This is a genomic window from Cellulosimicrobium sp. KWT-B (assembly GCF_002127155.1).
Taxonomy (GTDB): domain Bacteria; phylum Actinomycetota; class Actinomycetes; order Actinomycetales; family Cellulomonadaceae; genus Cellulosimicrobium; species Cellulosimicrobium funkei.
Genome location: NZ_NEDO01000007.1, coordinates 78,359 through 103,272 on the forward strand (window position 1 = coordinate 78,359; position 24,914 = coordinate 103,272).

Annotated in this window: 22 protein-coding genes and 3 tRNA genes; 9 read left to right on the forward strand and 16 right to left on the reverse strand. The window is 75.3% G+C overall.

Annotated features, from left to right (window positions below):
- Positions 1–225: 225 nt before the first annotated feature.
- From B9L22_RS18375 to B9L22_RS18400, 6 genes are all read right to left on the reverse strand, one after another.
- A complete protein-coding gene (locus tag B9L22_RS18375) occupies positions 226–1,785 on the reverse strand; it encodes an NAD(P)/FAD-dependent oxidoreductase (protein WP_086151447.1) in 1,560 nt (519 codons plus the stop codon).
- Between the two features lie 52 nt (positions 1,786–1,837).
- Positions 1,838–2,398 (reverse strand): AAA family ATPase, encoded by a 561-nt coding sequence (locus B9L22_RS18380; protein WP_233140228.1) that lies wholly within the window; start codon positions 2,396–2,398, stop codon positions 1,838–1,840.
- 112 nt (positions 2,399–2,510) lie between these two features.
- Positions 2,511–4,157 (reverse strand): cation acetate symporter, encoded by a 1,647-nt coding sequence (locus tag B9L22_RS18385; protein ID WP_086151449.1) that lies wholly within the window; start codon positions 4,155–4,157, stop codon positions 2,511–2,513.
- Positions 4,154–4,504 carry a DUF485 domain-containing protein gene (locus B9L22_RS18390; protein ID WP_170982087.1) on the reverse strand — a complete coding sequence of 117 codons (351 nt, stop codon included), beginning with the start codon at positions 4,502–4,504 and terminating at the stop codon, positions 4,154–4,156. The genes B9L22_RS18385 and B9L22_RS18390 overlap by 4 nt, the downstream gene beginning before the upstream one ends.
- A gap of 186 nt (positions 4,505–4,690) precedes the next feature.
- Entirely contained in the window at positions 4,691–5,506 is an 816-nt protein-coding gene (gene trmB / locus B9L22_RS18395) for a tRNA (guanosine(46)-N7)-methyltransferase TrmB (RefSeq protein WP_369824873.1), read from the reverse strand.
- Between the two features lie 57 nt (positions 5,507–5,563).
- On the reverse strand, positions 5,564–6,883 hold the full coding sequence (locus B9L22_RS18400) for a TrpB-like pyridoxal phosphate-dependent enzyme (protein ID WP_086151450.1): 1,320 nt from the start codon (positions 6,881–6,883) through the stop codon (positions 5,564–5,566).
- A 294-nt stretch (positions 6,884–7,177) separates the two neighbouring features.
- Here B9L22_RS18400 and B9L22_RS18405 point away from each other — a divergent pair, with 294 nt between their 5' ends.
- Positions 7,178–7,939: an SDR family NAD(P)-dependent oxidoreductase gene (locus B9L22_RS18405; protein WP_024842147.1), complete on the forward strand. Its 762-nt coding sequence runs from the start codon at positions 7,178–7,180 to the stop codon at positions 7,937–7,939.
- Positions 7,940–8,061: 122 nt separating this feature from the next.
- Here the strand turns inward: B9L22_RS18405 and B9L22_RS18410 are convergent, their stop codons facing one another.
- From B9L22_RS18410 to B9L22_RS18425, 4 genes are all read right to left on the reverse strand, one after another.
- Positions 8,062–11,802 carry a metallophosphoesterase gene (locus B9L22_RS18410; protein ID WP_143317386.1) on the reverse strand — a complete coding sequence of 1,247 codons (3,741 nt, stop codon included), beginning with the start codon at positions 11,800–11,802 and terminating at the stop codon, positions 8,062–8,064.
- A gap of 364 nt (positions 11,803–12,166) precedes the next feature.
- Positions 12,167–12,239, reverse strand: a tRNA-Lys gene (locus B9L22_RS18415).
- A gap of 125 nt (positions 12,240–12,364) precedes the next feature.
- Positions 12,365–12,440: transfer RNA gene (locus B9L22_RS18420), tRNA-Lys, on the reverse strand.
- A 104-nt stretch (positions 12,441–12,544) separates the two neighbouring features.
- Complete coding sequence (locus B9L22_RS18425) at positions 12,545–12,925, reverse strand: co-chaperone GroES (protein WP_369824874.1); 381 nt, start codon at positions 12,923–12,925, stop codon at positions 12,545–12,547.
- 73 nt (positions 12,926–12,998) lie between these two features.
- Here B9L22_RS18425 and bcp point away from each other — a divergent pair, with 73 nt between their 5' ends.
- Together bcp and B9L22_RS18435 are read left to right on the forward strand one after the other, a co-directional pair.
- The gene (gene bcp, locus B9L22_RS18430; protein WP_021482400.1) at positions 12,999–13,475 is read left to right on the forward strand and encodes a thioredoxin-dependent thiol peroxidase; all 477 of its coding nucleotides are present in this window, start codon (positions 12,999–13,001) and stop codon (positions 13,473–13,475) included.
- 93 nt (positions 13,476–13,568) lie between these two features.
- A tRNA-Leu gene (locus B9L22_RS18435) sits at positions 13,569–13,650 on the forward strand.
- A gap of 258 nt (positions 13,651–13,908) precedes the next feature.
- On the opposite strand, the gene trxA is transcribed toward B9L22_RS18435, so the two are convergent.
- Positions 13,909–14,292: a thioredoxin gene (gene trxA / locus B9L22_RS18440; protein WP_086151452.1), complete on the reverse strand. Its 384-nt coding sequence runs from the start codon at positions 14,290–14,292 to the stop codon at positions 13,909–13,911.
- 113 nt (positions 14,293–14,405) lie between these two features.
- Here trxA and B9L22_RS18445 point away from each other — a divergent pair, with 113 nt between their 5' ends.
- The 5 genes from B9L22_RS18445 to B9L22_RS18465 all read left to right on the forward strand — a co-directional run bounded on the left by B9L22_RS18445 (position 14,406) and on the right by B9L22_RS18465 (position 19,470).
- On the forward strand, positions 14,406–15,890 hold the full coding sequence (locus B9L22_RS18445; protein WP_086151453.1) for an MFS transporter: 1,485 nt from the start codon (positions 14,406–14,408) through the stop codon (positions 15,888–15,890).
- Positions 15,856–17,484: an aspartate aminotransferase family protein gene (locus B9L22_RS18450; RefSeq protein ID WP_369824875.1), complete on the forward strand. Its 1,629-nt coding sequence runs from the start codon at positions 15,856–15,858 to the stop codon at positions 17,482–17,484. Before B9L22_RS18445 ends, B9L22_RS18450 begins: the two co-directional genes overlap by 35 nt.
- Before the next feature lie 71 nt (positions 17,485–17,555).
- The gene (locus B9L22_RS18455; RefSeq protein WP_009863909.1) at positions 17,556–18,125 is read left to right on the forward strand and encodes an NUDIX hydrolase family protein; all 570 of its coding nucleotides are present in this window, start codon (positions 17,556–17,558) and stop codon (positions 18,123–18,125) included.
- Complete coding sequence (locus B9L22_RS18460; RefSeq protein ID WP_233140229.1) at positions 18,122–18,784, forward strand: Pr6Pr family membrane protein; 663 nt, start codon at positions 18,122–18,124, stop codon at positions 18,782–18,784. The genes B9L22_RS18455 and B9L22_RS18460 overlap by 4 nt, the downstream gene beginning before the upstream one ends.
- A 143-nt stretch (positions 18,785–18,927) precedes the next feature.
- Entirely contained in the window at positions 18,928–19,470 is a 543-nt protein-coding gene (locus tag B9L22_RS18465) for a flavodoxin domain-containing protein (RefSeq protein ID WP_086151454.1), read from the forward strand.
- 51 nt (positions 19,471–19,521) lie between these two features.
- Here B9L22_RS18465 and B9L22_RS18470 read toward each other — a convergent pair whose 3' ends face one another.
- Positions 19,522–21,153, reverse strand: a complete 1,632-nt coding sequence (locus tag B9L22_RS18470) for an ABC-F family ATP-binding cassette domain-containing protein (RefSeq protein WP_086151522.1) — start codon at positions 21,151–21,153, stop codon at positions 19,522–19,524.
- Between the two features lie 111 nt (positions 21,154–21,264).
- Between B9L22_RS18470 and B9L22_RS18475 the strand changes: the two genes are divergently transcribed.
- A complete protein-coding gene (locus B9L22_RS18475; protein WP_081896078.1) occupies positions 21,265–21,714 on the forward strand; it encodes a DUF3054 domain-containing protein in 450 nt (149 codons plus the stop codon).
- Here B9L22_RS18475 and rdgB read toward each other — a convergent pair.
- From rdgB to murI, 4 genes are all read right to left on the reverse strand, one after another.
- Positions 21,703–22,389, reverse strand: a complete 687-nt coding sequence (gene rdgB / locus B9L22_RS18480; RefSeq protein ID WP_086151455.1) for an RdgB/HAM1 family non-canonical purine NTP pyrophosphatase — start codon at positions 22,387–22,389, stop codon at positions 21,703–21,705. The genes B9L22_RS18475 and rdgB overlap by 12 nt on opposite strands.
- Positions 22,386–23,156, reverse strand: a complete 771-nt coding sequence (rph, locus tag B9L22_RS18485) for a ribonuclease PH (RefSeq protein ID WP_086151456.1) — start codon at positions 23,154–23,156, stop codon at positions 22,386–22,388. The genes rdgB and rph overlap by 4 nt, the downstream gene beginning before the upstream one ends.
- A gap of 92 nt (positions 23,157–23,248) precedes the next feature.
- Complete coding sequence (locus tag B9L22_RS18490) at positions 23,249–24,079, reverse strand: MBL fold metallo-hydrolase (protein WP_086151457.1); 831 nt, start codon at positions 24,077–24,079, stop codon at positions 23,249–23,251.
- Positions 24,079–24,882, reverse strand: a complete 804-nt coding sequence (murI, locus tag B9L22_RS18495) for a glutamate racemase (RefSeq protein WP_031316087.1) — start codon at positions 24,880–24,882, stop codon at positions 24,079–24,081. Before murI ends, B9L22_RS18490 begins: the two co-directional genes overlap by 1 nt.
- Between the last annotated feature and the right edge of the window lie 32 nt (positions 24,883–24,914).

Here is a 24,914-nt window from a genome sequence, read left to right on the forward strand (position 1 = left end):
TTCCCCTTCTGCGTCGCGTTGCGCGTCCCGCGAGGGTGCTCGCCACCGGAGGTTGCTCCGTCTCGACGACTCGCCGCCGCAACGGTCCCCAGTCTTCGGCGGCCCGGCAGGCCGCCACGGCCAGGGGTAGGGGAAACCCCAACGGCCCGGCGCCGCGGGGTCGCCACGGGGCGCTCCCGGGCGCTCCCGGGGCGCTGCCCGGGTGCTACCGGGGCGCGACGCGGGCTACAGCCCGTACTCCTCGAGCAGCCGCAGCCAGACCTCGCTCACGGTCGGGTACGACGGCACGGCGTGCCACAGCCGGCGCAGCGGCACCTCGCCCACGACGGCGATCGTCGCGGCGTGCAGCATCTCGGCCGCGTCCGGGCCGACGAACGTGGCGCCGACGACGACCTCGCGCGCGGCGTCGACGACGAGCTGCGCGCTGCCCGCGTAGTCGGTGGAGCGCACCGAGGAGCCGGCGACGTTCGCGAGGTCGTAGCGCACGACGCGCACGTCGAGGCCCGCGTCGCGCGCGGACGCCTCGGTGTGCCCGACGGCCGCCACCTCGGGACGGGTGAACACGACCTGGGGCGAGGCCACGGCGTCGGCCGTCGCGGCGAACCGCGACCACGGCTCGGGCCGCGAGCCGACGGCGGGCGGCCGCTCGCCCGCGGTGGGGGCGCCGTCGGCGTCGGGGTCGCCGAAGCGCGCGGCGACGACGTCGCCCGCGACGCGGCCCTGGTACTTGCCCTGGTGGGTCGTCGCGACGCGACCGGTGACGTCGCCCGCCGCGTAGAGCCACCCGGTGCCGGCCTCCCCCCCGAGACCCTGGACGAGCATCGTGTCGTCGACCTCCAGCGCGCGGCCGGGCGCGAGCCCGACGGAGTCGACGCCGAGGTCCTGGGTGCGCGGCACGCGGCCCGTCGCGACGAGCACGCGCTCGGCGGTGACGGGCGACAGGTCCGGCGCGTCCTCGCCGTCCGCGGGACCGGCGGCCGCGAGGACGAGCCGGACGCCGCCGTCGGGCAGGGGCTCGACGGACTCCGTCGCCACGCCGAGCCGCACGTCGACCCCCAGCTCCCGCAGCGACGCGGCGACCGCCTCGCCCGCCCACGGCTCGGTCCGCCCGAGCAGGCCGCCGCGCGAGAGCACGGTCACGCGCGCCCCGAGGTCGGCGAACGCGACCGCCATCTCGGTGGCGACCACTCCCCCGCCGACGATCGCGAGCGACTCGGGCACGTCCTCGACCGCGGTCGCCTCGCGGCTCGTCCACGGGTTCGCGTCCGCCAGCCCGGGGACGTCGGGCAGGACGGGCACGCTGCCGGTCGCCACGATCACCGCGCGGCGGGCCGCGAGCCGGCGGGTGCGCGGCAGGTCGTCCGGGTCGGCGTCGGGCTCCTCGGCGACGACCTCCACGAGCCGCGGGCCGACGATCCGCCCGAGCCCGCGCACGAGCGTGAGCCCTGCGCCCTCGACCCAGGAGACCTGGCCGGAGTCGTCCCAGTCGGAGACCATCTGGTCGCGGCGCGCGAGGACGGCGGCGACGTCGAGGTCGTCCCCCACGGTGACGCCCGGGACGCCCCGCGCCTCGGCCCGCACGGCCCCCGGGCGCAGGAGAGTCTTGGACGGCATGCACGCCCAGTACGAGCACTCGCCGCCCACGAGCTCGGCCTCGACGAGCGCCACGCTCAGGCCTGTGCGCGACGCGCGGTCGGCGGCGTTCTCGCCGACGGGCCCGCCGCCGATCACGATCACGTCGTACGTCTCGTCAGGGGTGGTCTCGGGCTGCGCGTCGGACGTCATGGGCCCATCCTCGCCCGACGGCCCGGTCGCCGCCCGGCGGTGCGGCCGCGGGTCAGGCGACGCGGGCCTCGTCGAGCCGGTCGAGCACGTGCCGGACGGTCTGCGCGACGGTCCACCGGGTCGTGTCGACGTGCAGCCCGCCGGGCGTCGAGCGGGCCGCGGCGGCGAACTCCTCCGGGGTCCAGGCGCCGTACGCCTGCTTGTGTCGGCCGGCGTCGCGCGCGGCGAGCGTCGCGGCGTCCGGCGTCAGCACGACGGCGTAGCACGGCCGGGTGCGCACGCGCGCCGTGAACCGCGCGAGGTCGGGGCCGAGCAGGATGTCCTGGACCACGGCCGTGACGCCCGCGGCCGCGTACGTGTCGGCAACCTGCGCCGCGAGCGCCTGCCGCAGGTCGAGCTGGGCCCGGGCCGCGGCGGACAGGGGCGGTGCCGTCGACGCCTGGCCGCTGACCACGAACCGCCGGAACTGGTCCCCGCGCACGTGCGCGGCGAGCGGGAACGTGCGGGCGAGCGCGTCGGCCACCGTGGACTTCCCCGAGGCCATCGCCCCGGTGACGACGAGGACCGGCGTCTCCACGCCCGGGGCGGCGGGGGCTGGCGTAGCGGAGGTCACGGCGCGACCGTACGGCGTCGTCGGCGCGCCGCGCGACGGAATTGCCGCGCGCGCGGACGCCCCCGGTCGGGGTCGGGGGCGTCCTGCACGCTTGGCGGGGGTCGCCGTCGCGCTAGTGCACCGTCGCCTTCTCGGCGCCCGCCCCGGTGAGCGAGCGCACCTCCATCTCGGCGAACTTCTCGGGGTGCGGCTTCTCCCTGCTGAGGAGCGTCCCGACGATCCCGAGGAGGAACGCGAGCGGGATCGACACGATCCCGGGGTTGCTCAGGGGGAAGATCGCGAAGTCGATGTCCGTGTTCTTGATCATCGACAGGCTCGCGCCCGTCACCGGGTCGACCTTCCCGGACACGACGGGCGAGAACGCGATGAGCACGACGCACGAGATCAGGCCGCCGTACATGCTCCACAGCGCGCCCGCGGTGTTGAACCGCTTCCAGAACAGCGAGTAGAGGATCGTCGGGAGGTTCGCGCTCGCCGCGACGGCGAACGCGAGCGCCACGAGGAACGCGACGTTCTGGCCCTGCGCGAAGATGCCGCCGAGGATCGCGAGGATCCCGATGACGACGACGGTGATGCGCGCGACCTTGACCTCGCCGTCGGGCTTGACCTCGCCGCGCTTGATGACGTTGGCGTAGATGTCGTGCGCGAAGCTCGCCGCCGCGGTGATGGTGAGACCGGCGACGACGGCGAGGATGGTCGCGAACGCGACGGCGGAGATGAAGCCGAGGAGGATCTCGCCGCCGAGCGCGAACGCGAGCAGGGGTGCCGCGGAGTTCACGCCCCCTGGTGCGGCGCTGATCGTCTCCGGCCCCACGAGCGCGCCCGCCCCGTACCCGAGCACGAGGGTGAACAGGTAGAAGATGCCGATGAGCCAGATCGCCCACACGACCGACCGGCGGGCCTCCTTGGCGGAGGGCACGGTGTAGAAGCGCATGAGGACGTGCGGCAGGCCGGCGGTGCCGAGCACGAGCGCCAGGGCGAGCGACAGGAAGTCGAGCTTCGTGGTGCCGGTGGCGCCGTACTGCTTGCCGGGCTCGATGAGCGCCTCGCCGCCCGGGCCCGCCTTGTCGATCGCGCCCTGGAGCAGGTCGGACAGGTTGAAGCCGAACTTCGCGAGGACCCACACGGTCATGACGGCGGCGCCCGCGATGAGCAGCACGGCCTTGATGATCTGGACCCAGGTGGTGCCCTTCATCCCGCCGACCAGCACGTAGAGGATCATCAGCGCGCCGACGACCGCGACGACGACGCTCTGGCCCGCCGTGGAGTCGACGCCGAGCAGCAGCGCCACGAGCCCGCCGGCCCCGGCCATCTGCGCGAGCAGGTAGAAGAACACGACGGCGAGGGTCGCGAGCGCGGCCGCCATGCGCACGGGCCGCTGCTTGAGCCGGAAGGACAGCACGTCGGCCATCGTGAACTTGCCGGTGTTGCGCAGGAGCTCGGCGACGAGCAGCAGCGCGACGAGCCACGCGACGAGGAAGCCGATCGAGTAGAGGAACCCGTCGTAGCCGTTGATCGCGATGGCGCCGCAGATCCCGAGGAAGCTCGCGGCGGACAGGTAGTCGCCCGCGATGGCGGTCCCGTTCTGCGGCCCGGTGAACGACCGTCCGCCCGCGTAGTAGTCCGCGGCGGACTTGTTCTGCCGGGACGCGCGCAGCACGATGACGAGGGTCACGGCGACGAACACGGCGAAGATCGCGACGTTGACGACGGGGTTCCCGACGTCCGTGGCCTCGGCGGCCAGGAGGTGCGCGCTCACAGCTCGTCCTCCTCGATCTCCCGGCGGAGCTCGTCCGCCTGGGCGTCGAAGCGCTTGTTGGCCCAGCGCGCGTAGATCATGGTGATCGCGAACGTGGACACGAACTGGCCGAGCCCGAGGAGCAGCCCGACGGTGACGTTCCCCCACACGCGGACGCTCATGAGGTCGTGCGCGTAGTTCGCCAGCAGCACGTAGACGAAGTACCACACGAGGAACAGCGCGGTCATCGGGAACACGAAGCTCCGGAAGCGTCGGCGCAGGTCCTGGAACTCGGGCGAGCGTTGCACCCGCTGGTAGTCGGTCTCTTCGGCGGGCCCCGGTCCGGGGGCGGCCGTCACGTCGGTCATGACGCCTCCGTTGGCTCATTCCGTGGACAGACAGAGAGCCCGCACGCCCCGCGGACGGTCGCCTGTCGACGCGACCGCACGCGACGCTGCGTGCCCGGGGCGACCTTCCACCCCCGGCACAATGTGCCGTAGATCACTGTTGTCCGCAAGGACCGCGCGCGGCCGGTCGCGAGGCCGTGCCGCGGGTCAGACGCGCACGTACTCGAGGTCCGTGATGACGCGCCCCGCGGCCTCGCCCTTGCGCTCGAACCCCGTGAGCACCCGGCCCTCGAAGCGCGGCGCGACGTTCCCCGGGCCGTGCACGTTGCGCAGCCCCGGCGCGGCGTCCAGCACCTCGAGCATCTGCTCCGCGTACTCGGCCCAGTCGGTCGCGAGCCGCAGCGTCCCGCCGGGGCGGCCGTCGTCGCCCTCCCCCGGCGCGCGCAGGACGCGCTCGGCGAGCGCCGCGAACGACGGCGTCACGAGACGGCGCTTGTGGTGGCGGGACTTGTGCCAGGGGTCGGGGAAGAACACCCAGAGCTCGTCGACGCTCCCCGCGGGCAGGGTGGTCGCGAGGACCTCGGCCGCGTTCGCCTGGACGAGCCGCACGTTCGTCAGGTCGCGCTGCGACGCGCGCAGCACCGTCTGGGCCAGCCCGGGCGCGTAGACCTCGACGGCGAGGAAGTCCGTGCCCGGCTCGCGCTCGGCGGCCGCGACGACGGCCTCGCCCTGGCCCGAGCCGATCTCCACGACGAGGCGCGCGTCGCGCCCGAAGGTGGCCGCGACGTCGAGCACGTGGTCCGGGTCCACGGACGTCCGCGCGACGGCGCGCGGCACGTCGACGACGTAGCGGTCCCGGTACGCGTCCCACGCGCGCTGCTGGCGCGGCGCGAGGCGGCCGCTGCGCCGCACGAAGGACACAGGCTGGGTGCGGTAGCGCGGGCGGGCGTCGCCGCTCCCCGGGGTCGCGGAGGGGGCGCCGGTCACGGGCTCGTCGAGGGTCTCGGGGGTCGGTTCGGGCACCGCACCAGGGTACGGGCGCCTCGCGCGGGGGTCGTGCCGCGCGAGGCGCCCGGCCCGTCAGACGTACGCCGCGTACGCGGGCAGGTCGAGCACGCCGTTGCCCGACAGCCCGAGGACGATCACCTCGGGCTCCGTCGCCGCGCGCGCGTGCGCGACCGCCGCCGCCACGGCGTGCGTCGACTCCGGCGCGGGGATGATGCCCTCGCTGCGCGCGAACAGCGTCCCGGCCGTGAACGCCTCGTCCTGGTCGACGGCGACGGCGTCCATGAGCCCGAGGTGCACCGCGTGCGACACCATCGGCGACATGCCGTGGTACCGCAGGCCGCCCGCGTGGATCGCCGGCGGGACGAAGTCCTTGCCGAGCGTGTGCATCTTGAGCAGCGGCGTGAGGCCCGCGACGTCCCCGAAGTCGTAGCGGTACTCGCCCTGCGTGAGCGACGGGCACGCGGCCGGCTCGCACGCGACGAGCCGCGTCGTCGTGCCCTCGCGCAGGTTGCGGCCGAGGAACGGGAACGTCAGGCCCGCGAGGTTCGACCCGCCGCCCGCGCAGCCGAACACCACGTCCGGCGCGCCCTCGCCCGCCTCGTCGAGCTGGACGAGCGCCTCCTGGCCGATGACGCTCTGGTGCAGCATCACGTGGTTGAGCACGCTGCCCAGCGCGTAGTGCGCCGCGGGGTCCTTCGCGGCCGTCTCGACGGCCTCGCTGATCGCCATGCCCAGGGAGCCGGTCGTCTCCGGGTCCGCGGCGAGCATCGCGCGGCCCGCCTCCGTGAGGTCCGACGGCGACGGGTGGCAGATCCCGCCGTAGACCTCCATCTGCGCGCGCCGGTACGGCTTGGAGTCGTACGACGCGCGCACCTGCCACACCTCGACCTCGAGCCCGAGCAGCGCGCCCGCGAACGACAGCGACGCGCCCCACTGGCCCGCGCCCGTCTCGGTCGTCAGCCTCGTGGTGCCCTCGAGCGCGTTGTAGTACGCCTGCGCGACGGCGGTGTTCGGCTTGTGCGAGCCGACCGGGCTCACGCCCTCGTACTTGTAGTAGATCCGGGCCGGGGTGCCCAGGGCCCGCTCGAGGCGCCGCGCGCGCACGAGCGGGGACGGCCGCCACAGGGCGTAGATCTCGCGGATCGTCTGCGGGATCTCGACGTAGCGCTCCGTCGTCACCTCCTGCTGCACGAGCGCGAGCGGGAACAGCGGCGCGAGGTCGTCGGGCGTGAGGGGCTCGCGCGTGCCCGGGTGCAGGTGCGGGGGCACCGGCTCGGGGAGGTCGGCCGCGAGGTTGTACCAGTGCGTCGGGACGGTCGAGGGCACCTCGGCGCCCGTCGGCTCGAGGGACCGGACGGGCGGGGCCGTCGGCGGGGTCTGCGGTGTCGTCATGCTCGGCTCCAGCTCAGGGGGACGGCCGCTGGGCCGACGACGCGCGCACCGGGTTCACCGAGGCCGCCCACGTCGTCGGGGCACGGCCGGATGAGGTCACCGGCCGTCAGGCGGCCGGCCACCAGGGGGTCACGGACGGGTGCGTCACGAGGCCGACCCTACCCCCGGGCGCAGGCTCGGGACCACCGGCGTCCGGGCGAGGACGATGGGCTCTCGCGCGCCCGGGCGCGCGGGCGCTGGGATGGGAGCAGACGCCGGTCGACGGCAGTGCCGGCGCGGACGGAAGGAGCCGTCATGGTCAGCAACCACGTCCCGGGCAGGTTCGAGGGCCGCACGGCGATCGTCACCGGCGCGGGCGCCGGCATCGGCCGCGCGACGGTCGAGCGGCTGCTCGCGGAGGGCGCGCGCGTCGTCGCCACCGACGTGCGGGAGGACCGCCTCGACAAGCTCGTCGCCGACGTCGGCACGGACGCGCTCGTCACCGTGGCGGGCGACGTGAGCGCGCAGACCACGGTCGACGCGGTGGTCGCCGCCGCGGGCGGCCGGGTGGACGCCCTCGCCAACGTCGCCGGCATCATGGACGGCTTCCTGCCGACCGCCGAGCTCGACGACGCGACGTGGGACCTCGTCATGACCGTCAACGTCACCGCGGTCATGCGCCTCACGCGTGCGGTCCTGCCCCTCATGCTCGAGGCGGGGAAGGGCTCGATCGTCAACGTCGGCTCGGAGGCGGGCTCGCGCGCGTCGGCGTCGGGCACCGCGTACGCGACGTCGAAGCACGCGATCGTCGGCTTCACGAAGAGCACGGCGTTCTTCTACACGCCCCGGGGCGTGCGGGCGAACGTCGTCGCCCCCGGGGCCGTCGCGACGAGCATCGAGGCGCCCTTCCGCTCGCAGTACGCGGGCGAGCGGCTCGGCCCGGTCATGGCGACGACCGTCCCGCCGGCCGCGAGCGCCGAGGAGCTGGCCGCGGCGATCACGTGGCTCCTGTCGGACGACTCGGCCAACGTCTCGGGCGCCGTCCTGCACAGCGACGGCGGGTGGGCCGCCGTCTGACCGTCCCGCTCCCCCGGCGGACCGGGCGGGCGACGCAGCGGCCCCCGGACCGTCCGGTCCGGGGGCCGCCGTCGTGCCGTCGGCACCGCGTCAGGGGCGCGACGCCGGCCGGTCAGCGCACGTCAGCCGCACGCCAGCGCGTCGTACGCGACGTCGGCGGCGAACGACCGGCCGTCCCCGCTCGCGGCGACGTGCGCGGTGCCCACCGCGACGTCGGCCGCCCGGACGGAGAACGCCTGGTACGCCGACGCGCCGGGCCGCACGCCCGTGACGGTGCGCTCGCCGAACGGCGTGCTGAGCGTGACGTCCATCGGGACGGTGTCCGCGTTGCGGGCCCGGACGGCGACGTAGGCCGTGCCGGCGAGGCACTGCGTGCGCGCCGTCGTCTCGACGACGAGGCCGTCCTCGGCGGGCGCCGTGGTGAACGTGCTCACCGGCGAGACGGCGGTGCCGCCGCCCGCGCTGGTGGCCGTGACGGTCCACGCGTGCGCGGCGCCCGGCTCGAGCCCGTCCCACGTGACGGTCGCGACCTCGCCCGACGGCACCGTGACGCTGCCGACCTCCTCGCCCGGCGCGTAGAGCGAGACGGCGTCGGTCGCCAGGCTCGTGACGCGCGAGGTGAGGTCGACGGGCACGGTGAAGTCGTCCTCGCGGCCGTCGTAGCGCTGCTCGTCGTCGTACTCGGTGGCGCCGAAGTTCTCGAGCCACGGCGAGTAGGTGTCGACGATCATCTCGGAGCGGTCGACGTCGAACTGGAGCAGGCGCAGGAAGCTCGCGCCGAGCCGCAGGCCCTCGTCGGGCGCGTAGCCGCCGATCTCGGTGAGGCCCGCCTCCTCGGCCGTGACCTCGTAGAACTGGTAGTCGGCCAGCAGCTCGACGACGCCGCTGCCCGGCGTGCCGACGTCCTGGCGCACGTTGATGCCCACGCCGTGCCGGTGCCCCGCGAGGACGAGGAAGACGTTCGGGTTGGGCTCGACGACCTTGGCGTGCACGAGGCGGCCGTCGGGCGTCGAGATCTCGGAGTCACGACCGTCGGGGTTCGAGCTCGGCACGAGGTAGTCGTGCGTGAGCACGACCGCGTTGCGGTCGGGGAACTGCTTGAGGACGCCGTCCGCCCACGCGGCCTCCTCGTCCGTCACCCCGTACGACAGGTAGACGGCGACGAAGTCGAGCCCGCCCGCGCTGAACAGGTCGTAGTGGTTCTGGTTGTCGCCCTCGCGCCACGGGCCACCGTAGGAGGCGTTCTCCCACCCCGCGGACAGGGCCTCGTAGCGCTCGGGGCCGTAGAACTCGTTGAACAGCGCCCCGGGACCGTTGTCCTGGCCCGTGAGGTTGTCGTGGTTGCCGGCGAGGACCCCGTTGGGGATGTTTGCGTCGTCGAGGACCTGCTGCGCGGACGAGGAGAACGCGTACTCGCCCCGGATCTGGGCGGCCATCGCGTCGTCGGCGGGCAGGCGCGTGTAGTTCTCGTTCACGTCGCCCGTGTGGCCCACGTACGCGATCCCGCGCGCCTCGGCGTTGTCCACGACCCACTGCGTGAGGTCCGTGTAGGCCTGCGCCCACACGGCGCGCTCCTCGGCCGTCTCCTGCTCGACCGCGCCCTCGGTGAGGTACTGCGTGTCGGTGAGGTGGACCAGCGAGAAGTCGTAGTCCTCGCGGGGCGCGAAGTCGGTCTCGTCGCGCGACCCACCTGCCGCGATGTCGTCCGCGAAGGGGTCGGTGCCCGTCACGAGCACGTGCACGGTCCCGTCGGTCGCAGCATCCTCGCCGAGCACGGTGCTCAGCGACGTCGTGCCCTCGACCGCGCCGCGCGCGGACGCGAGCGGCTCCCACCGCTCCCCGTCCCACACGTGCAGCGTCGCGAGCCGCTGCGGGTCGACGACGCCCTCCCAGCGCACGACCTGGCCGGCGGTCGAGCCCTCGGCGGGCAGCTCGAAGCGCTGGTAGGTGACGTCGCGGCTCTGGGGCGAGTCGAGCGTCAGGTCGTCGCCCGGGGCGAGCGCGTCCGCCGCGGCGGGCTGCTCGCCCTCGACCGGGAGCGTCGTCGGGACCTCGGCCGACTCCCCCTGGGCGACGAGCGCGGGGGCGGTGACGTCGGCGCGGGAGAACGTCGCGGTGACGTCGCCGCCGCCGGGCGCCGCGACGCGCGCGGACAGGTCGACGCTCCCCGCGACGTCGCGCGTGCCGTGCGCGGGCGCGAGGTCGGTCGGGACGTCGGGCACGCCGAGGCTCGTGAACGCGATCTCGTGCGTGCTCGCGTTCCCGAGCACGTCGGTCGCGGTGACGACGAGCGTGTGCGCACCCGGGGCGAGCCCCGGCCCGACGGGCGCGCCGAGCTCGAGCGGCTCGCCGTCGAGCGTGACGTCGGGGCCGGACAGGACGCCGGACGCGTCCGCGAGCTCGACCGCGAGGCTCGTCGCGCTCGCGAGCTCCGCGCCCGCCGCCGGCGTGCTGGACACGACCGCGGGACCGGTGTTGTCGGTGGTCACCGTCCGGCGCGCGGCCGCACCCGCGGCGGTCGCCGCCGTGATCGTGTGCTCGCCGTCGGCGAGCGTCGTCGTGTCGACGTCGGCCCGCAGGCCGGTCGCAGGCGCGTCGGCGTCGCGCGTCACGTCGAACGCGAGGTCGACCTCGCGCGGCTTCGTCGTGCTCGTGCCGCAGTCGCCGTCGCCCATCGAGTACGACGGCGCGATGCCCACGCCGGTCGCCGTGCCGACGGTCACGTCGAGCGCGATCCCGGAGATCGCGAAGTCGTCGCGGTTGTCGCCGCACGCCGTCGGGTAGGTGCCCGTGACGAACCGCACGACGTTGCGGCCCGGGGAGAGGAAGGCGTTCGGGACGTCGATCCGCACCGTCTCGCTCACGTAGTCGCGGTCCACGAGGTCGATGCGCTGCCCGTTGACGAGCAGGTGGTTGGTGTAGCGGGCCTCGATCGAGTTCGAGCCCACGGAGAAGACGAACCGGGACGAGCCGGTGCCGAGCGTCGCGACGGTGGTCAGCGGGGCGCCGTCCAGCTCGATGCCGACGGGCGACTCGCCCCCGGCGGGCGGTGTGGCGAGCACGGTCTGCGGGCCGTGCAGCAGCGCGCCGTCCGCAGGGAGGATCACGGGCGCCCCCGGGGCGCCGTTGTTCACGGTGACCGCGCTCGTCGCGGTCGCGCCCGACGCGGTCGTCGCGGTGAGCGTGTGGGCGCCGTTCTCGAGCGTCGTGGTGTCGAGCTCCGCGGCGAGGCCGGTCGTCGCGGCCGGGTCCTGGTCGAGGTCGAACGTGAGGTCCGCGGAGAGGACGCGCGACGCGTTCGTGCCGCACGAGCCGTCGCCGAACGCGTAGGAGAAGCTGTTGGCGGAGCCGTCGGCGGTCTCGCCCAGGAGCTCGAGCGACACGTCCGTGAGGTCGTAGTCGTCGTAGTTCGTGCCGCACGACGTCGTGACCGCGCCGACGACGAACCGCACCCGGTTCTCGCCCGGCACGAGCCACTGCGCGGGCACGTCGAGCGCGACGCGCTCGGACACCATGTCCCGGTCGAGCTCGAGGCGCTCGCCGTTGACGAGCACGTGGCTGCCGTACCGCTTCTCGATCGAGTTGCTGCCGACGTCGAACAGCAGGCGCGCCGTCGCGGGCGTCGCCGAGGCGTCGAGGGCGGTGCCGTCGACCGCGAGCGTCGTGACGGCGTCGCCCGCGCGGACCGGGTCGGCCGCGACGCGCACCGTGCCGTCGAGGAACGTGCCGGTCGTCGGGCTCAGCACCGGCCGCGTCTCCGGGGCGGCCCCGGTGGACCGGGCGGCCGTCCGGTCGAGGGTCGGGGAGGCACCCGGGGCGGTCGCGGCGGCGGTGCCGGGCGCGAGCAGGCCGGCGACCAGCACCGCCCCGAGCGCCCCGGCGACCGCGGCGCGGCGCCGCGCCCCGCCGTCGGTCCGTCTCTCGGTGGGTCTCGCGGTGCGTCTCTCGGTGCGTCGCGAAGTCCTGTGCGTGGGCACGGACGTGTCCATCGTGGTTCCCTTCCGTGGCGAACGGGTCGACGGGCGACGCTGCCGAGCGGCGACGACGCCCGCACCGGACCCTTCCCGGCGGGGGTGAACACGAGGTCGGTGCCGGGCGAACTCCGGCGAAACGGACGGCGACGGTTGCGGCGGGCGACCGGCGCGAGCGGAGCGAGAGCGCGGATCGCCTGGGCGGCGGACGACGAAGGCCGCCCACCACGAGGGTGGACGGCCTGGTCAGGAGGGGTGCGCCATCAGGGACTCGAACCCCGAACCCGCTGATTAAGAGTCAGCTGCTCTGCCAATTGAGCTAATGGCGCGCGAGAGGGAACACTACCAGCGGCCAGGACCGCCGATCTCCGTGAAGAGACCGGGCCCGCCCGCCGCGCCGGCTCTCGACCGGCACGGCTCGGGCCGCCCGCCATGCGGACGGCCCGATCGGTGGTGGTGCGCCATCAGGGACTCGAACCCCGAACCCGCTGATTAAGAGTCAGCTGCTCTGCCAATTGAGCTAATGGCGCGCGAGAGAAAACACTAGCAGCCGCGGGCGCGCCGGGAAAATCCGTTCCGCCCGCCCTCGTGTGACGTCGGCGACACGGCCCGGCGGGCCCCGCAGCGGCCTCGCCTAGAGGTACAGCCCCGTCGGGCCGTCCTCCTCGACCTCCTGCGAGACGGCGTGCACGTCACGCTCGCGCAGCAGCACGAGGTCCTTGCCGCCGAGCTCGACCTCGGCGCGCTCGTCCGGGTCGAACAGCACGCGGTCCCCCACCGCGACCTGTCGCACGTGCTCACCGGCCGCGACGACGACGGCCCACGCGAGCCGCTTCGGGCCCACGGCCGTCGCGGGGATGACGAGCCCCGCCGAGCTCTGCCGCTCGCTCGCGTCGACCTCCGGGTCGACGAGCAGGCGGTCGTGCAGCATCCGGATCGGGAGGTCGCGCGCCGCCGTCCGGGACGGCGACGGGCGGACCGAGGCGGTGGCGGGGGCGGACGTCGTCTTGCTCACAGCGACAACGCTACCGGTGCCGCCCACCCTCACCTACGCTCGAACCACACCTTGGCCGGACCGAAGGAGATCCATGTCCACGCGCCTCACCGTCGGCGACACCGCTCCCGACTTCTCCCTGCCCGCCGCCGACGGCAGCACCGTCACGCTCTCCGACCTGCGCGGCAAGCACGTCGTCGTCTACTTCTACCCCGCCGCCGGCACGCCCGGCTGCACGACGGAGGCCTGCGACTTCCGCGACAACCTCGCCTCGCTCCAGGGCGCGGGGTACTCGGTCGTCGGCGTCTCCCCCGACCCGGTCGACAAGATCGCCGCGTTCGTCGAGGCCGAGCACCTGACCTTCCCGCTCGTGTCGGACGAGGACAGGTCCGTCCTCGAGGCGTACGGCGCGTGGGGCGAGAAGAAGCTCTACGGCAAGACGGTCGTGGGCGTCATCCGCTCGACGGTCGTCGTCGACCCGGAGGGCAAGGTCGAGCTCGCGCAGTACAACGTCAAGGCCACGGGGCACGTCGCGAAGCTCCGTCGCGACCTCGGCATCGACCCGAAGTAGCGCACCCGGGCGGCGCGGTCCTGGCCCGTGCGCGTCGAGCGACGCGCACCGGCCGCCGGGGCCGCGCCGCCCGCGCCGTAGACTGACCACCGCGCGCGAGTGGCGTAACTGGCAGCCGCGCCAGGTTTAGGTCCTGGTGTCCTCGGACGTGCGGGTTCGAGTCCCGCCTCGCGCACCCTCCCCGGCCCTGCCGGAGTCCCCCGTCGTGACGGCGCGGCAGCGCGCCTGATTCACCCGCATCCCATCTGGACGACCGTCCAGTTCGGTGTCTACCGTGGTGGCAGAGCCGGTGCCCGCACCACTTGCCCCCTGCCGGTACGGGCACCGGCTCCACACCCGCCACGCAGCGCCCGCGCGCGTGACGGCCTGCGACAGCGACGACGACGGCCCGGCACCCTCGGAGGGTGCCGGGCCGTCGTGGTGTCGTGCAGGCTCAGGCGTCCTGCGCCGCGGAGCCGTCGCTCGCCTCAGCGATCTGACGACGCACGTCCTCCATGTCGAGGCCCTTCACGGCGTCGACGACCTGCTTGAGCGCCGGGGCCGGGAGCGCGCCGGGCTGGGAGAACACGAGGATGCCCTCGCGGAACGCCATGAGCGTCGGGATCGACGTGATGTTGGCGGCGGCGGCCAGACCGCGCTCGGCCTCGGTGTCGATCTTGCCGTGCACGACGTCCGGGTTCTCCTCCGAGGACGCCTCGAAGACGGGCGCGAACATCTTGCACGGTCCGCACCAGTCGGCCCAGAAGTCGACCAGGACGATGTCGTTCTCCTTGATCGTCTGCTCGAACGTGGACTCGGTGAGCGTCTGCGTGGCCATGGATGTTCCTCCTGGGGGCTTGGGGGTCTGCTACGTAGAGCACACACCCTGCCCCGAGTATTCCCCGCGCACGACCGCGCAGGCCCGGCCCGCGCACCCTCTACGCTGCCCCTGTGACGCACGACACCACCGCGCACCGGCTCTCGCGCACCACGATCGCGGGCTACGCCGCCGGGTCCGTCGGCACCGGCGGGTTCGGCACCCTCCCCGGCCTGGTCCTGCTCGTGTACCTCACCGACGCGCTCGCGGTGCCGGCGGCGGTCGCCGGGCTCATCGTCACGGGCGCCAAGGTGTGGGACGTCGTCGTCGACCCGTTCATCGGCTACGGGTCGGACCGCGACCTGGCCCGCACCGGATCGCGCCGTCGTTTCATGACCCTGGGCGCCCTCACCCTGCCCGTCCTCTTCGCGCTGACGTTCGCCGTCCCGGCGGCCGCGGGGCCGACCGCCGCCGCGATCTGGGTGCTCGTCGCGTTCCTGCTCGCCGCGACGGCGTTCTCGCTGTTCCAGGTGCCGTACATCGCGCTGCCCGCGGAGCTCGATCCCACGTACGACGGCCGCACCCGACTGCTCACGTGGCGCGTCGCGACGCTCGCGTTCGCGATCCTCCTGTTCGGCGCGGGCGGACCGGCGCTGCGCGGGGACGGGGACTCCACGACGGGGTACCTCGTCATGGGCGTCGTGTCGGGCGTCGTCATCGGCGCCGGGATGCTCGTCGCCGCGCGGGTCGCCCCGCGCGCACCGCGCGGCGCTCGCACGCCCGCTCCCCCGGCCGGCGCGACCACCGCCTCGGCCGGGGCGACCACCGCCTCACCCGACACCACCACGGGCTCGACGGCGCCGGCCTCGGCGTCGCGCGCCTGGACCCTCGCCGTGCGCGAGGCGGTCGACGCCCTGCGCCGCTCGCGCCCGTTCCGCACCCTGCTCGCCGCGTTCGTGCTCCAGGCCGTCGCGACGGGGCTGATGCTCGCCGGGGCGGCGTACGTCGCGCGGTACGTGCTGCGCGACGAGGCGGCCGTCAGCTACCTCTTCGCGGCGCTCGTCGCTCCCGCGCTGCTCTGCATGCCGCTGTGGACCCGGCTCGCGCGCCGCGACGGCAAGGAGCGCGGGTTCGTCGTCGCGACCGTGCTCTTCGCGGTCGCCGCGCTCGGGATGGTCCCGCTCGTGTGGGCACCCGGTGCGTGGGTCTACGTCCCCACCGCGCTCGCCGGCGTCGCGTACGCGGGCATGCAGGCGCTGCCGCTCGCGATGCTCCCCGACACCATCGCGCACGACGCGCGGACGCACGGCGAGGGCCGCGGCGGCGCCTTCGGCGGCGTGTGGACGGCGGGCGAGACGACGGGCATGGCGCTCGGCGCCGCGGTGCTCTCGCTCGTCCTGGGGATCACCGGGTACGTGTCCACGCGGGCGGGCGAGACGGTCGCCCAGCCGGCCGCCGCGGTGGACGGGATCGCGCTCTCCTTCTCGGTCGTGCCCGCCGCGCTCGTCCTGCTGAGCCTCGTCCCGCTCGTGCGATACGGTCTGCGCAGGGGGGACATCGACGACACAGCACCGGAGCTGCCGCGTGACCACGCCCCGACCGACCGAGCCCGTGACTGACGCGGGATCGACCGCCCCCGGCACCCTGCCGCGGCCCTCCGACGAGGTGCCGCTGCGCACCGACGGGATCCTCGACCGGCTCGCCGCGCTCCGCGCGGCCGACGCCCCGACGCACGGCGGACGCGTCCTGTCCTACGTCTACGACCCCGGTCTCGCCGAGCTCGACGAGCTCGCCGCCGCCGCCGCGCGGGCCGTCCAGCCGGTCAACGGGCTCGACCCCACGACGTTCACGTCGGTCGCCGTCATGGAGGGCGAGCTCCTCGGGTTCGCGCGCACGATGCTGCACGGACCGGCCGACGGGCCCGACGCCGTCGTGGGCTCGGTGACGTCCGGCGGGACGGAGAGCTGCCTGCTCGCGGTGAAGATCGCGCGCGAGGCGTTCCGCGCCGAGCACCCGGACGTGCGCCCCCGCGTCGTGGCCCCCGTGAGCGTGCACGCCGCGTTCCGCAAGGCCGCGCAGCACCTCGACGTGGACCTCACGCTCGTCCCCGTCGACCCGGCGACGGGGACGCCCGCCGCCGCCGACCTCGTCGCGGCGCTCGACGCCGACGACCTCGCGCTCGTCGTCGTGTCCGCGCCGTCGTACCCGCACGGCGTCGTCGACCCGGTCGCCGAGGTCGCCGAGGCCGCCGCGGCGCGCGGCGTGCCCGTGCACGTGGACGCGTGCGTCGGCGGCTGGGTGCTGCCGTTCTGGGCCGCGGCCGGGGGCGAGGAGGTGCCGCCGTTCGACTTCTCCGTACCGGGCGTGACGAGCATCTCCGCGGACGTGCACAAGTACGGCTACGCGCCCAAGGGCGCGTCCGTCCTGCTCGTGCGCGGGCGCGACCGCCAGCGCCGGCAGTTCTTCGCGACAAGGGGCTGGCCGGGCTACCCGGTCGTCAACCCCACCTTGTCCGGGTCGCGCTCCGCCGCGCCGCTCGCCGCCGCGTGGGCCGTGAGCCAGGCCCTCGGCACCGCGGGGTACACGGCCCTCACCGCGCGGTGCGTGCGCGCGACGCACGCCCTGCGCGCGGCGGTGGACGCGATCGACGGGCTCCGCGTCGTCGGCCGCCCCACCGGGCCGCTCGTCGCCGTGGCGACCGACGAGTCCGTGCCGCCCGAGCGGCGCGTCGACCCGCACCTGTGGGCCGACGCCGTCCGGTCCCTCGGGTGGGTGCTCCAGCCGCAGCCGGGCCTCGCGCAGGACGACGGCACGCGCCTGCCGCACACGACCCACCTCACGGTCACGCCCGTCACCGAGGCCGGGCTCGACGGCCTCGTCGCCGCGCTCGGCGCGGGCGCCGACGCCGTCCGCGGCGCCGGGCGCCCCGATGTGAGCGGGGTGCTCGCCGCGCTCGCCGGGGGGTTCGCACCGGGGGCAGACGCCCCCACCGCCGACGAGATGTGGGGCGCGCTCGTCGGGGTGCTCGCCGCGGACGACGGCGGGCCCGAGGGCGACGACGACCCGAGCCCGCGCGCCTCGGTCCTGCCCGACCGCCTCGCCCCGCTCATGGCCCTCATGGAGGTGCTGCCCGCACCGGTCGCGGAGCAGGCGCTCGTCGAGATCGTGGCGCGCGTCTCCGAGCCGCACGCCGAGGCGCCCGGCACGGTGTGACGGCCGTACGCCCGGGCCGCGGCGCCCGGGGCGAACTCGCCCCGCCGCACCGCTCGGGGTAGAACAGTCGCGTGACCGACACCGCCGACTTCCCGCCCGACGACTTCTCCCACGACAACCCGCGCCCCGCGGGCTGGCTCAGCGCCGAGGAGATCGCGGTCGCGCGCGCCCAGCTCCCGCTCGTCTACGTCGACGCCGTCCCCGTCCGGGTCGACGACTCGGGCGACGTCGTCGCGGTCGGCCTCCTGCTGCGCGTGACGCCCGAGGGCATGATGACGCGGGCCCTCGTCTCCGGGCGGGTCATGTTCCACGAGCGCATCCGCGACGCGCTGCTGCGCCACATCGAGAAGGACCTCGGCCCGGTCGCGCTGCCGCAGGTGCCCGCGTCCCCGCAGCCCTTCACCGTCGCCGAGTACTTCCCGACGCCGGGCATTACCTCCTACCACGACCCCCGCCAGCACGCGGTCTCGCTCGCGTACGTCGTGCCGGTGACGGGCGACTGCCGGCCCCAGCAGAACGCCCTCGAGCTCGCGTGGCTCACGCCCGAGCAGGCGTGCAGCGACGAGGTCCAGCTCGAGATGCGCGGCGGCCAGGGGGTGCTGCTGCGCCAGGCGATGGCGTACGTCGGCCGCCTGCCGTGACCGACGCGCCGCGCGTCCGGGCCGACGCGGGCCGGCACGTCGTGGCCCGCACCCTGCACGCGCTCGTCGCCGTCGCGGCGCTCACGGGCGTCGTCCTGGAGGTCGCGATCGCGCTCGTCGACGGTCCCGGCACGGCCCCGAGCCAGGCCGAGCGCCTCGTGCGCCTGTTCTCCTACTTCACGATCCAGTCGAACCTGCTCGTCGGGGTCGTCTCCGTCCTGCTCGCGGCGCGACCCGCGCGCGACGGGACCGTCTTCCGCGTCGCGCGCCTCGACGCGCTGCTGTGCATCGCGGTGACCGGGATCGTCTACAACACGGTGCTGCGCGGTCTGCAGGACCTGACGAGCGCCGGTCAGGTCTCGAACCTCCTGCTGCACCTCGTCGCGCCGCTGCTCGCGGTGGCCGCCTGGGGGCTTGTGGGCCCGCGCCCGCGGGTCGACGCCGCGACGGTCTGGTGGTCCGTCGCGTACCCGCTCGCGTGGATCGCGTACACGTTCGTCCGGGGCGCCGTCGTCGGCTGGTACCCCTACCCGTTCCTCGACGTGGGCGAGCTCGGCCTCGGCCGGGCGCTCGTCAACACGGGCGTCGTGGCGGTCGTCTTCCTCGCCCTCGCGTGGCTCGTGCGCGTCGTCGACTCCCGCCTGCGCCCCGCGCCCTGACCCTCTCGCCCCGGCCGGGCGCCCGGGACCAAGGGCCCGCACGCTCGTTCCCGTCGGCCCTGGGCGCCGCGCCCGCGGAGCCGGACGCTGGAGGGAGGGGACCCGTCCGGTCCGGACGGGCGGTCGACGAAGGGGTGAGCGCGATGGACGCCGCAGTGGTCTACGAGTCGATGTACGGCAACAGCGAGCGCGTCGCGCAGGCCATCGCGGAGGGTCTGTGCGAGACGGTGCGCGTCGAGGTCGTCGACGTGACCGACCCGGCCGCCCACCCGGACGCCCTGCGCCACGTGCAGCTGGTGGTCGCCGGCGGCCCGACGCACGCCCTGGGCATGACGCGCCCCGCGACCCGCGCCGAGGCGGTGCAGCGCGCGACGGGACCGGTCTCCGACCGGGCGACCGGGCTGCGCGAGTGGGTGGAGTCCCTCCCGCCGCAGGACGAGGAGCGGCTCGCCGCGACGTTCGACACGCGCGCGACGAAGGTCCGCTCGCTCCCGGGCTCGGCGGCCCGCGGTGCCGCCAGGGCGATGCGCCGCGCGGGGTTCCGCCTCGTCGTCCCGTCCGCGTCGTTCTACGTCGGCGACGTCGAGGGACCCCTGGACGACGGCGAGCTCGACCGGGCGCGCGCGTGGGGTCGCGCGCTGGGCAAGGTGCTCGTCCCCGCGGGCAGCCCGGCCGAGGGCCGCTGAGCCTCCCGTCGCCCACGCCCACGCCTCCGCCTCCGCCGCCGGCGCGGCGCGTCAGCCGAGCTCGAGCCGGGGCCAGTCGTCGAGGTCCTCGCGCATGCGGCGGTCGTGCGTCGCCACGACCACCGCCGCGGGCGTGACGCGCAGCGCCTGGGTGAGCTCGTCGACGAGGTCGATCGACAGGTGGTTGGTCGGCTCGTCGAGGACCAGCACGTGCGGCGCGGCCAGGAGCGCCCGGGCGAGGTCGAACCGGCGCCGCTGACCCGCGGACAGCTCGCGCAGCGGCCGCTCCAGGTCCTCCTCCGTGAGCAGGCCCAGGAACGCGACGGGGACGAGGTGCTCCGGGTCGAGGCGGCCCGCGTCGAGCAGGTCGAGCGCCTCGCGCGCGTACTCGTCGAACCCGGTGCGGTCCTCCGCCTCCGGGGGCAGCGCCGGGCCCTCCTGCGCGACGACGCCCAGGCGCGCGCCGTCGACCACGGACCGGGTGCCGCGGTCGAGGGGCACCAGGCCCGCGAGCGCGGCGAGGAACGTCGACTTCCCGCTGCCGTTCGGCCCGGTCACGAGCAGGCGCCCCGAGGGCGGGAGCGCGACCCGCGTCCCGGGCAGGTCGAGGCGCGCGCCGTCGTCGGGCCCGACGCGCGGGCTGCGCAGCTCGAGCACCGGGTCGCCCGGCTCCCAGCCCGGCGACATCGCGGGGAGCTCGGGGAACACGAGCTGGAGGGGCGGCACGGGCACCTCGACGGCCTCGGCCTCGAGCTGCTGGAGGCGCCGGTCCGCGGCCTTGACGTGGATCCGGGCGCGCGTCGCGCGACGATGCTTCTGGCTGCCCTTGGGCGGGCGCCACTCGTCGGACAGCCCCTCGTACGACGCGTCGAGGACCGCCGCGAGCTTCTCCGCACGCTTCTGCTCCGCCCGGAACCGCTGCCGCCACCGGTGCAGCGCCTGGTTCTTCGCGAACCGGTAGGAGAGGTACCCCGGCTGCCCGTAGAGCACCGGCTTCCCGTCCATCGCCGGGTCGAGGTCGAGGATCTCGGTCGCGACGTCGTCGAGCAGCTGCCGGTCGTGCGTGACCATCACCACCCCGCCGCGCCACGCGACGAGCTCGCCGGTGAGGAAGTCGATCCCGCCGGCGTCGAGGTGGTTGGTCGGCTCATCGAGGAGGAGCAGGTCGGCGCGCTCGGCCAGCCGGCACGCGAGCCGCACGCGGTAGCGCTCGCCGACGGACAGGGTCGCGAGCTCGCGGTCCCGGTCGCGGCACGCGCCGAGGCGCGAGAGCGCGACGTCGACCCGGCGGTCCGCGTCCCACACGGCGAGGTGCTCGGCGCGGGCGAGGATCTCCGTGAGCTCGGCGAGGTCGCCCGCCTCGTGGTCGAAGTCCCGGGCCGCCGCCTCGAGCTCGGCGGCGACCGCCCGCAGCCCGCTCAGCGTCGCGGCGACGAGCGTGCCGACCGTCTGGCCCGGCGCGATGGCGAGCTCCTGCTCGACGAGCGCGAGCGAGCCCGCGCGGCGCACCTCCCCGCGGGCGGGTGCGAGGTCGCCGGAGAGCACGTGCAGGAGCGTCGACTTGCCCGTGCCGTTCTCCCCCACGACCCCGAGCCGCGTCCCCGCGGCGACGCGCAGCCCGACCCCGTCGAGGACGGGGCGTCCGGGGTAGGCGAAGGCGAGGTCGTCGGCGGCGAGGTGCACGGGGACCACCCTATGTTCCTGGGGATCGACCCTCCGCGTCCCGGGATCGACCCGCCAGGGCCGGTCCGGGCCGTGCGGGGACGGTCCCGCGGGCGGGGTACCGTCGGGAGCATGACCGACCTCGCGCCCACCGGACCGCGCCCTCGTCGCCCCGGGCTCGTCGTGCTCGCCGCGCTGGCCGACGTCGCGTGCGTCCTCGCGCTCGCGACCGGCGGCCTGGCGACGCACTCCGCCGACGAGGGTCTGACGCGGCTGCTCGTCGTGGCGTGGCCGTTCGCCGCGGGCGCCGCGCTGGGCTGGCTCGTCACGCGCGCGTGGCGCCGCCCGTGGGCCCTGTGGCCGACGGGCGTCGTGGTCTGGGGCTGCACGTGGGCGCTGGGCGTCCTGCTGCGCGTGCTCACCGACCAGGGCGTGGCCCCGGCGTTCCAGCTCGTGTCGTTCGGGTTCCTCGCGGTGACGATGCTCGGCTGGCGCGGCGTGGTCGCGCTCGTCGGCGTCCTGCGGCCCGGCGACCGCCGACGCCGCGAGCGCGAGCTCGCCGGCCGCCCCCTACCGCGCTGAGAGCGCCGCGACGACGTCCGGCGCGAGTGCGCGGAACGCCTTGCCGCGGTGGCTGATCGCGTTCTTCTCCGCCGGGCTCAGCTCGGCCGCGGAGCGGGCCGTCCCCCCGCCGGGCTGCTCGTCCGGCAAGAGGATCGGGTCGTAGCCGAACCCGTTCGCGCCGCGCGGCGCGGTGAGCAGGGTCCCGCGCATCTCCCCCGTCCGCACGACCTCGGTGCCGTCGGGCGTGACGAGCGCCGCCGCGCACACGAAACCGGCCGCGCGGTGCTCGGCACGCACGTCGCCGAGCTGCGCGAGCAGGAGCTCGAGGTTCGCGACGTCGTCGCCGTGCCGCCCCGCCCAGCGCGCCGAGAAGATCCCGGGCGCGCCGCCCAGCACGTCGACGGCGAGACCCGAGTCGTCCGCGACGGCCGGCAGCCCGGTGGCCGCGACGAGGGCGCGCGCCTTGATGAGCGCGTTCTCGGCGAACGTCACGCCGTCCTCGACCGGCTCGGGCGCGCCGACGTCGCCCGCGCCGACGATCGCCTCGGGCGCGAGCTCGAGCCCCGGGTGCGCGTCGAGCTCGGCCGCGAGGATCGCGCGCAGCTCGGCGATCTTGCCCGGGTTGTGCGTCGCGAGGACGAGTCGCGCGCCGTCGGGCACGACGACGCCCGCCGTCTCGGACGTGCCGCTCACCGCGCGTCCGCCGCGAGCGCCGCGCGCTGGATCGCCGTGAGGTCGGCCGTGCCGGCCACCGCGAGGTCGAGCAGCGCGTCGAGCTCGGCGCGGTCGAACGGCGCGTGCTCCGCCGTGCCCTGCACCTCGACGAACGTCCCGGAGCCCGTGACGACGACGTTCATGTCCGTCTCGGCGCGGACGTCCTCGACGTACGGGAGGTCGAGCATGGGCGTGCCGTCGATGATCCCGACGCTCACGGCCGCGACGGAGTCGGTCAGCACGGGCTTGCCGCCCTTGATGTGGCCGTGCCGCTGGCCCCACGCGACGGCGTCGGCGAGCGCGACGTACGCGCCGGTGATCGCGGCGGTGCGCGTGCCGCCGTCGGCCTGGAGGACGTCGCAGTCGACCACGATCGTGTTCTCGCCGAGCGCGGAGACGTCGATGATCGCGCGCAGGGACCGGCCGACGAGGCGCGAGATCTCGTGCGTGCGCCCGCCGATCTTGCCCTTGACCGACTCGCGCTGGCTGCGCTCGTTCGTCGCACGCGGCAGCATCGCGTACTCGGCGGTGACCCAGCCCTCGCCCGACCCCTTGCGCCAGCGCGGCACGCCCTCGGTGAACGACGCCGCGCACAGCACGCGCGTGCGGCCGAACTCGACGAGCACGCTGCCCTCGGCCTGGTCGAGCCAGTGGCGGGTGATGGTCACGGGGCGGAGCTGGTCGGGCGTGCGGCCGTCGGCGCGGAGGGGCGCGGCCGTGCCCGGCGACGAGGAGGGGATGGTCATGCCGCCACCCTACCGACCCCCGGCCCACCGCTGAGCGCGGTGGAAGGTCGCGCCTTCCGGGGCCGACGGCGACCCGTCCCCGCGCTCAGCGGTCAGAGGTCGAAGACCCCGCCCGTCGTGGCGACGTCGACCGGGCCGGTGTACGTCTCGCGCGCCTCGGCGCGCGAGCGCTCGGGGTCGTTCCACGCGGGCAGGTGCGTGAGCACGAGCCGGCGCGCGCGAGCCGCGGTCGCGACCTCGCCCGCGCGCCGCCCCGTGAGGTGGATGCCCCGCTCGACGCCGTCGTCGCGGCCCTCGTGGAACGCCGCCTCCGACAGGAGCAGGTCGGCGTCGCGCGCGAGCTCGACCACGCCTTCGCACGCGTCCGTGTCCCCCGTGTACGCGAGGACGGCGCTCTCCCCCGGGCGCAGCGTCGACGGCCCGGTGACGCGCACCCCGTACGCCTCGACCGGGTGGAACACGCGGTACGGCTCGAGGACGAGCGGGCCGACCCGGACCGGCGCGCCCGGCTCCCACGTGCGCACGTCGAGCTCCTCCGTCACGCCGTCGCCCGGCTCCGCGCCGTACGCCGCCTCGATGCGGGCGGCCGTGCCCGCCGGGCCCAGCACGGTGAGCCGGCTCGGCACGCCCGTGCGGGTCGAGCCGCGGACCGGGTGGTAGCGCAGGTACACGTACAGGCCGCACACGTCGACGAAGTGGTCGGGGTGCAGGTGGGACAGGCCCACCGCGTCGACGTCGAGCGGGTCGACGAACCGCTGCAGCGCGCCCAGCGACCCGTTGCCCAGGTCCAGCACGACGTTCCAGTCGCGCGCCTCGAACCCCGCGGCCGCGGCCTCCGCGGCCGGGACCTGGACCAGGTACGACGACGCGGGCGACGCCGGGCCGGCGAACGACCCCGAGCACCCGACCGTGACGAGGCGCATCAGGCCGCCTCCACGCTCAGCACCTCGGGGCCGAGGAACCGGCGCGCGAGGTGCTCGAACGGCTCCGCGCTCCCCGTCGCGAGGAACCGGTGCCGCGGCGGCCCCGCGTCGCGCGAGCGCTCGAGGTCGTGCGCGACGAGCGTGCGGTACACGTCCTTCGCGGTCTCCTCCGCGCTCGACACGAGCGTGACCTCGTCGCCCATCACGTACGAGATCGCGCCCGTCAGCAGCGGGTAGTGCGTGCACCCGAGCACGAGCGTGTCCACGCCCGCGGCCTTCACCGGGTCCAGGTAGCGGTGCGCGACCTCCAGCACCTCGGGGCCCGACGTCACGCCCTGCTCGACCAGCGGCACGAACTCGGGGCACGCCTGCGTCGTCAGCGTCAGGCCCGGGGTGACGGCGAACGCGTCCTCGTACGAGCGCGACGTGATCGTGGCCCGCGTCCCGATGACGCCGATGCGGCCCGAGCGCGTCGCGGCCACGGCCCGACGTGCCGCCGGGAGGATCACCTCGACGACCGGGAGCCCGTGGCGCTGCGTGTACCGCTCGCGCGCGTCGCGCAGCACCGCGGACGACGCGGAGTTGCACGCGATGACGAGCATCTTCACGCCGTCGTCGACGAGCTGGTCCATGATCGCCAGCGCCATCGCCCGGACCGCCGCGAGCGGCTTCGGCCCGTACGGGCTGTTCGCGGTGTCCCCGATGTAGAGGAGGGCCTCGTTCGGGAGCTGGTCGAGGATCGAGCGTGCCACGGTCAGGCCACCCACGCCCGAGTCGAAGATCCCGATGGGAGCGTCGTTCACCCGGCCGAGCCTACTGTCGCCGCCCCGCGCGA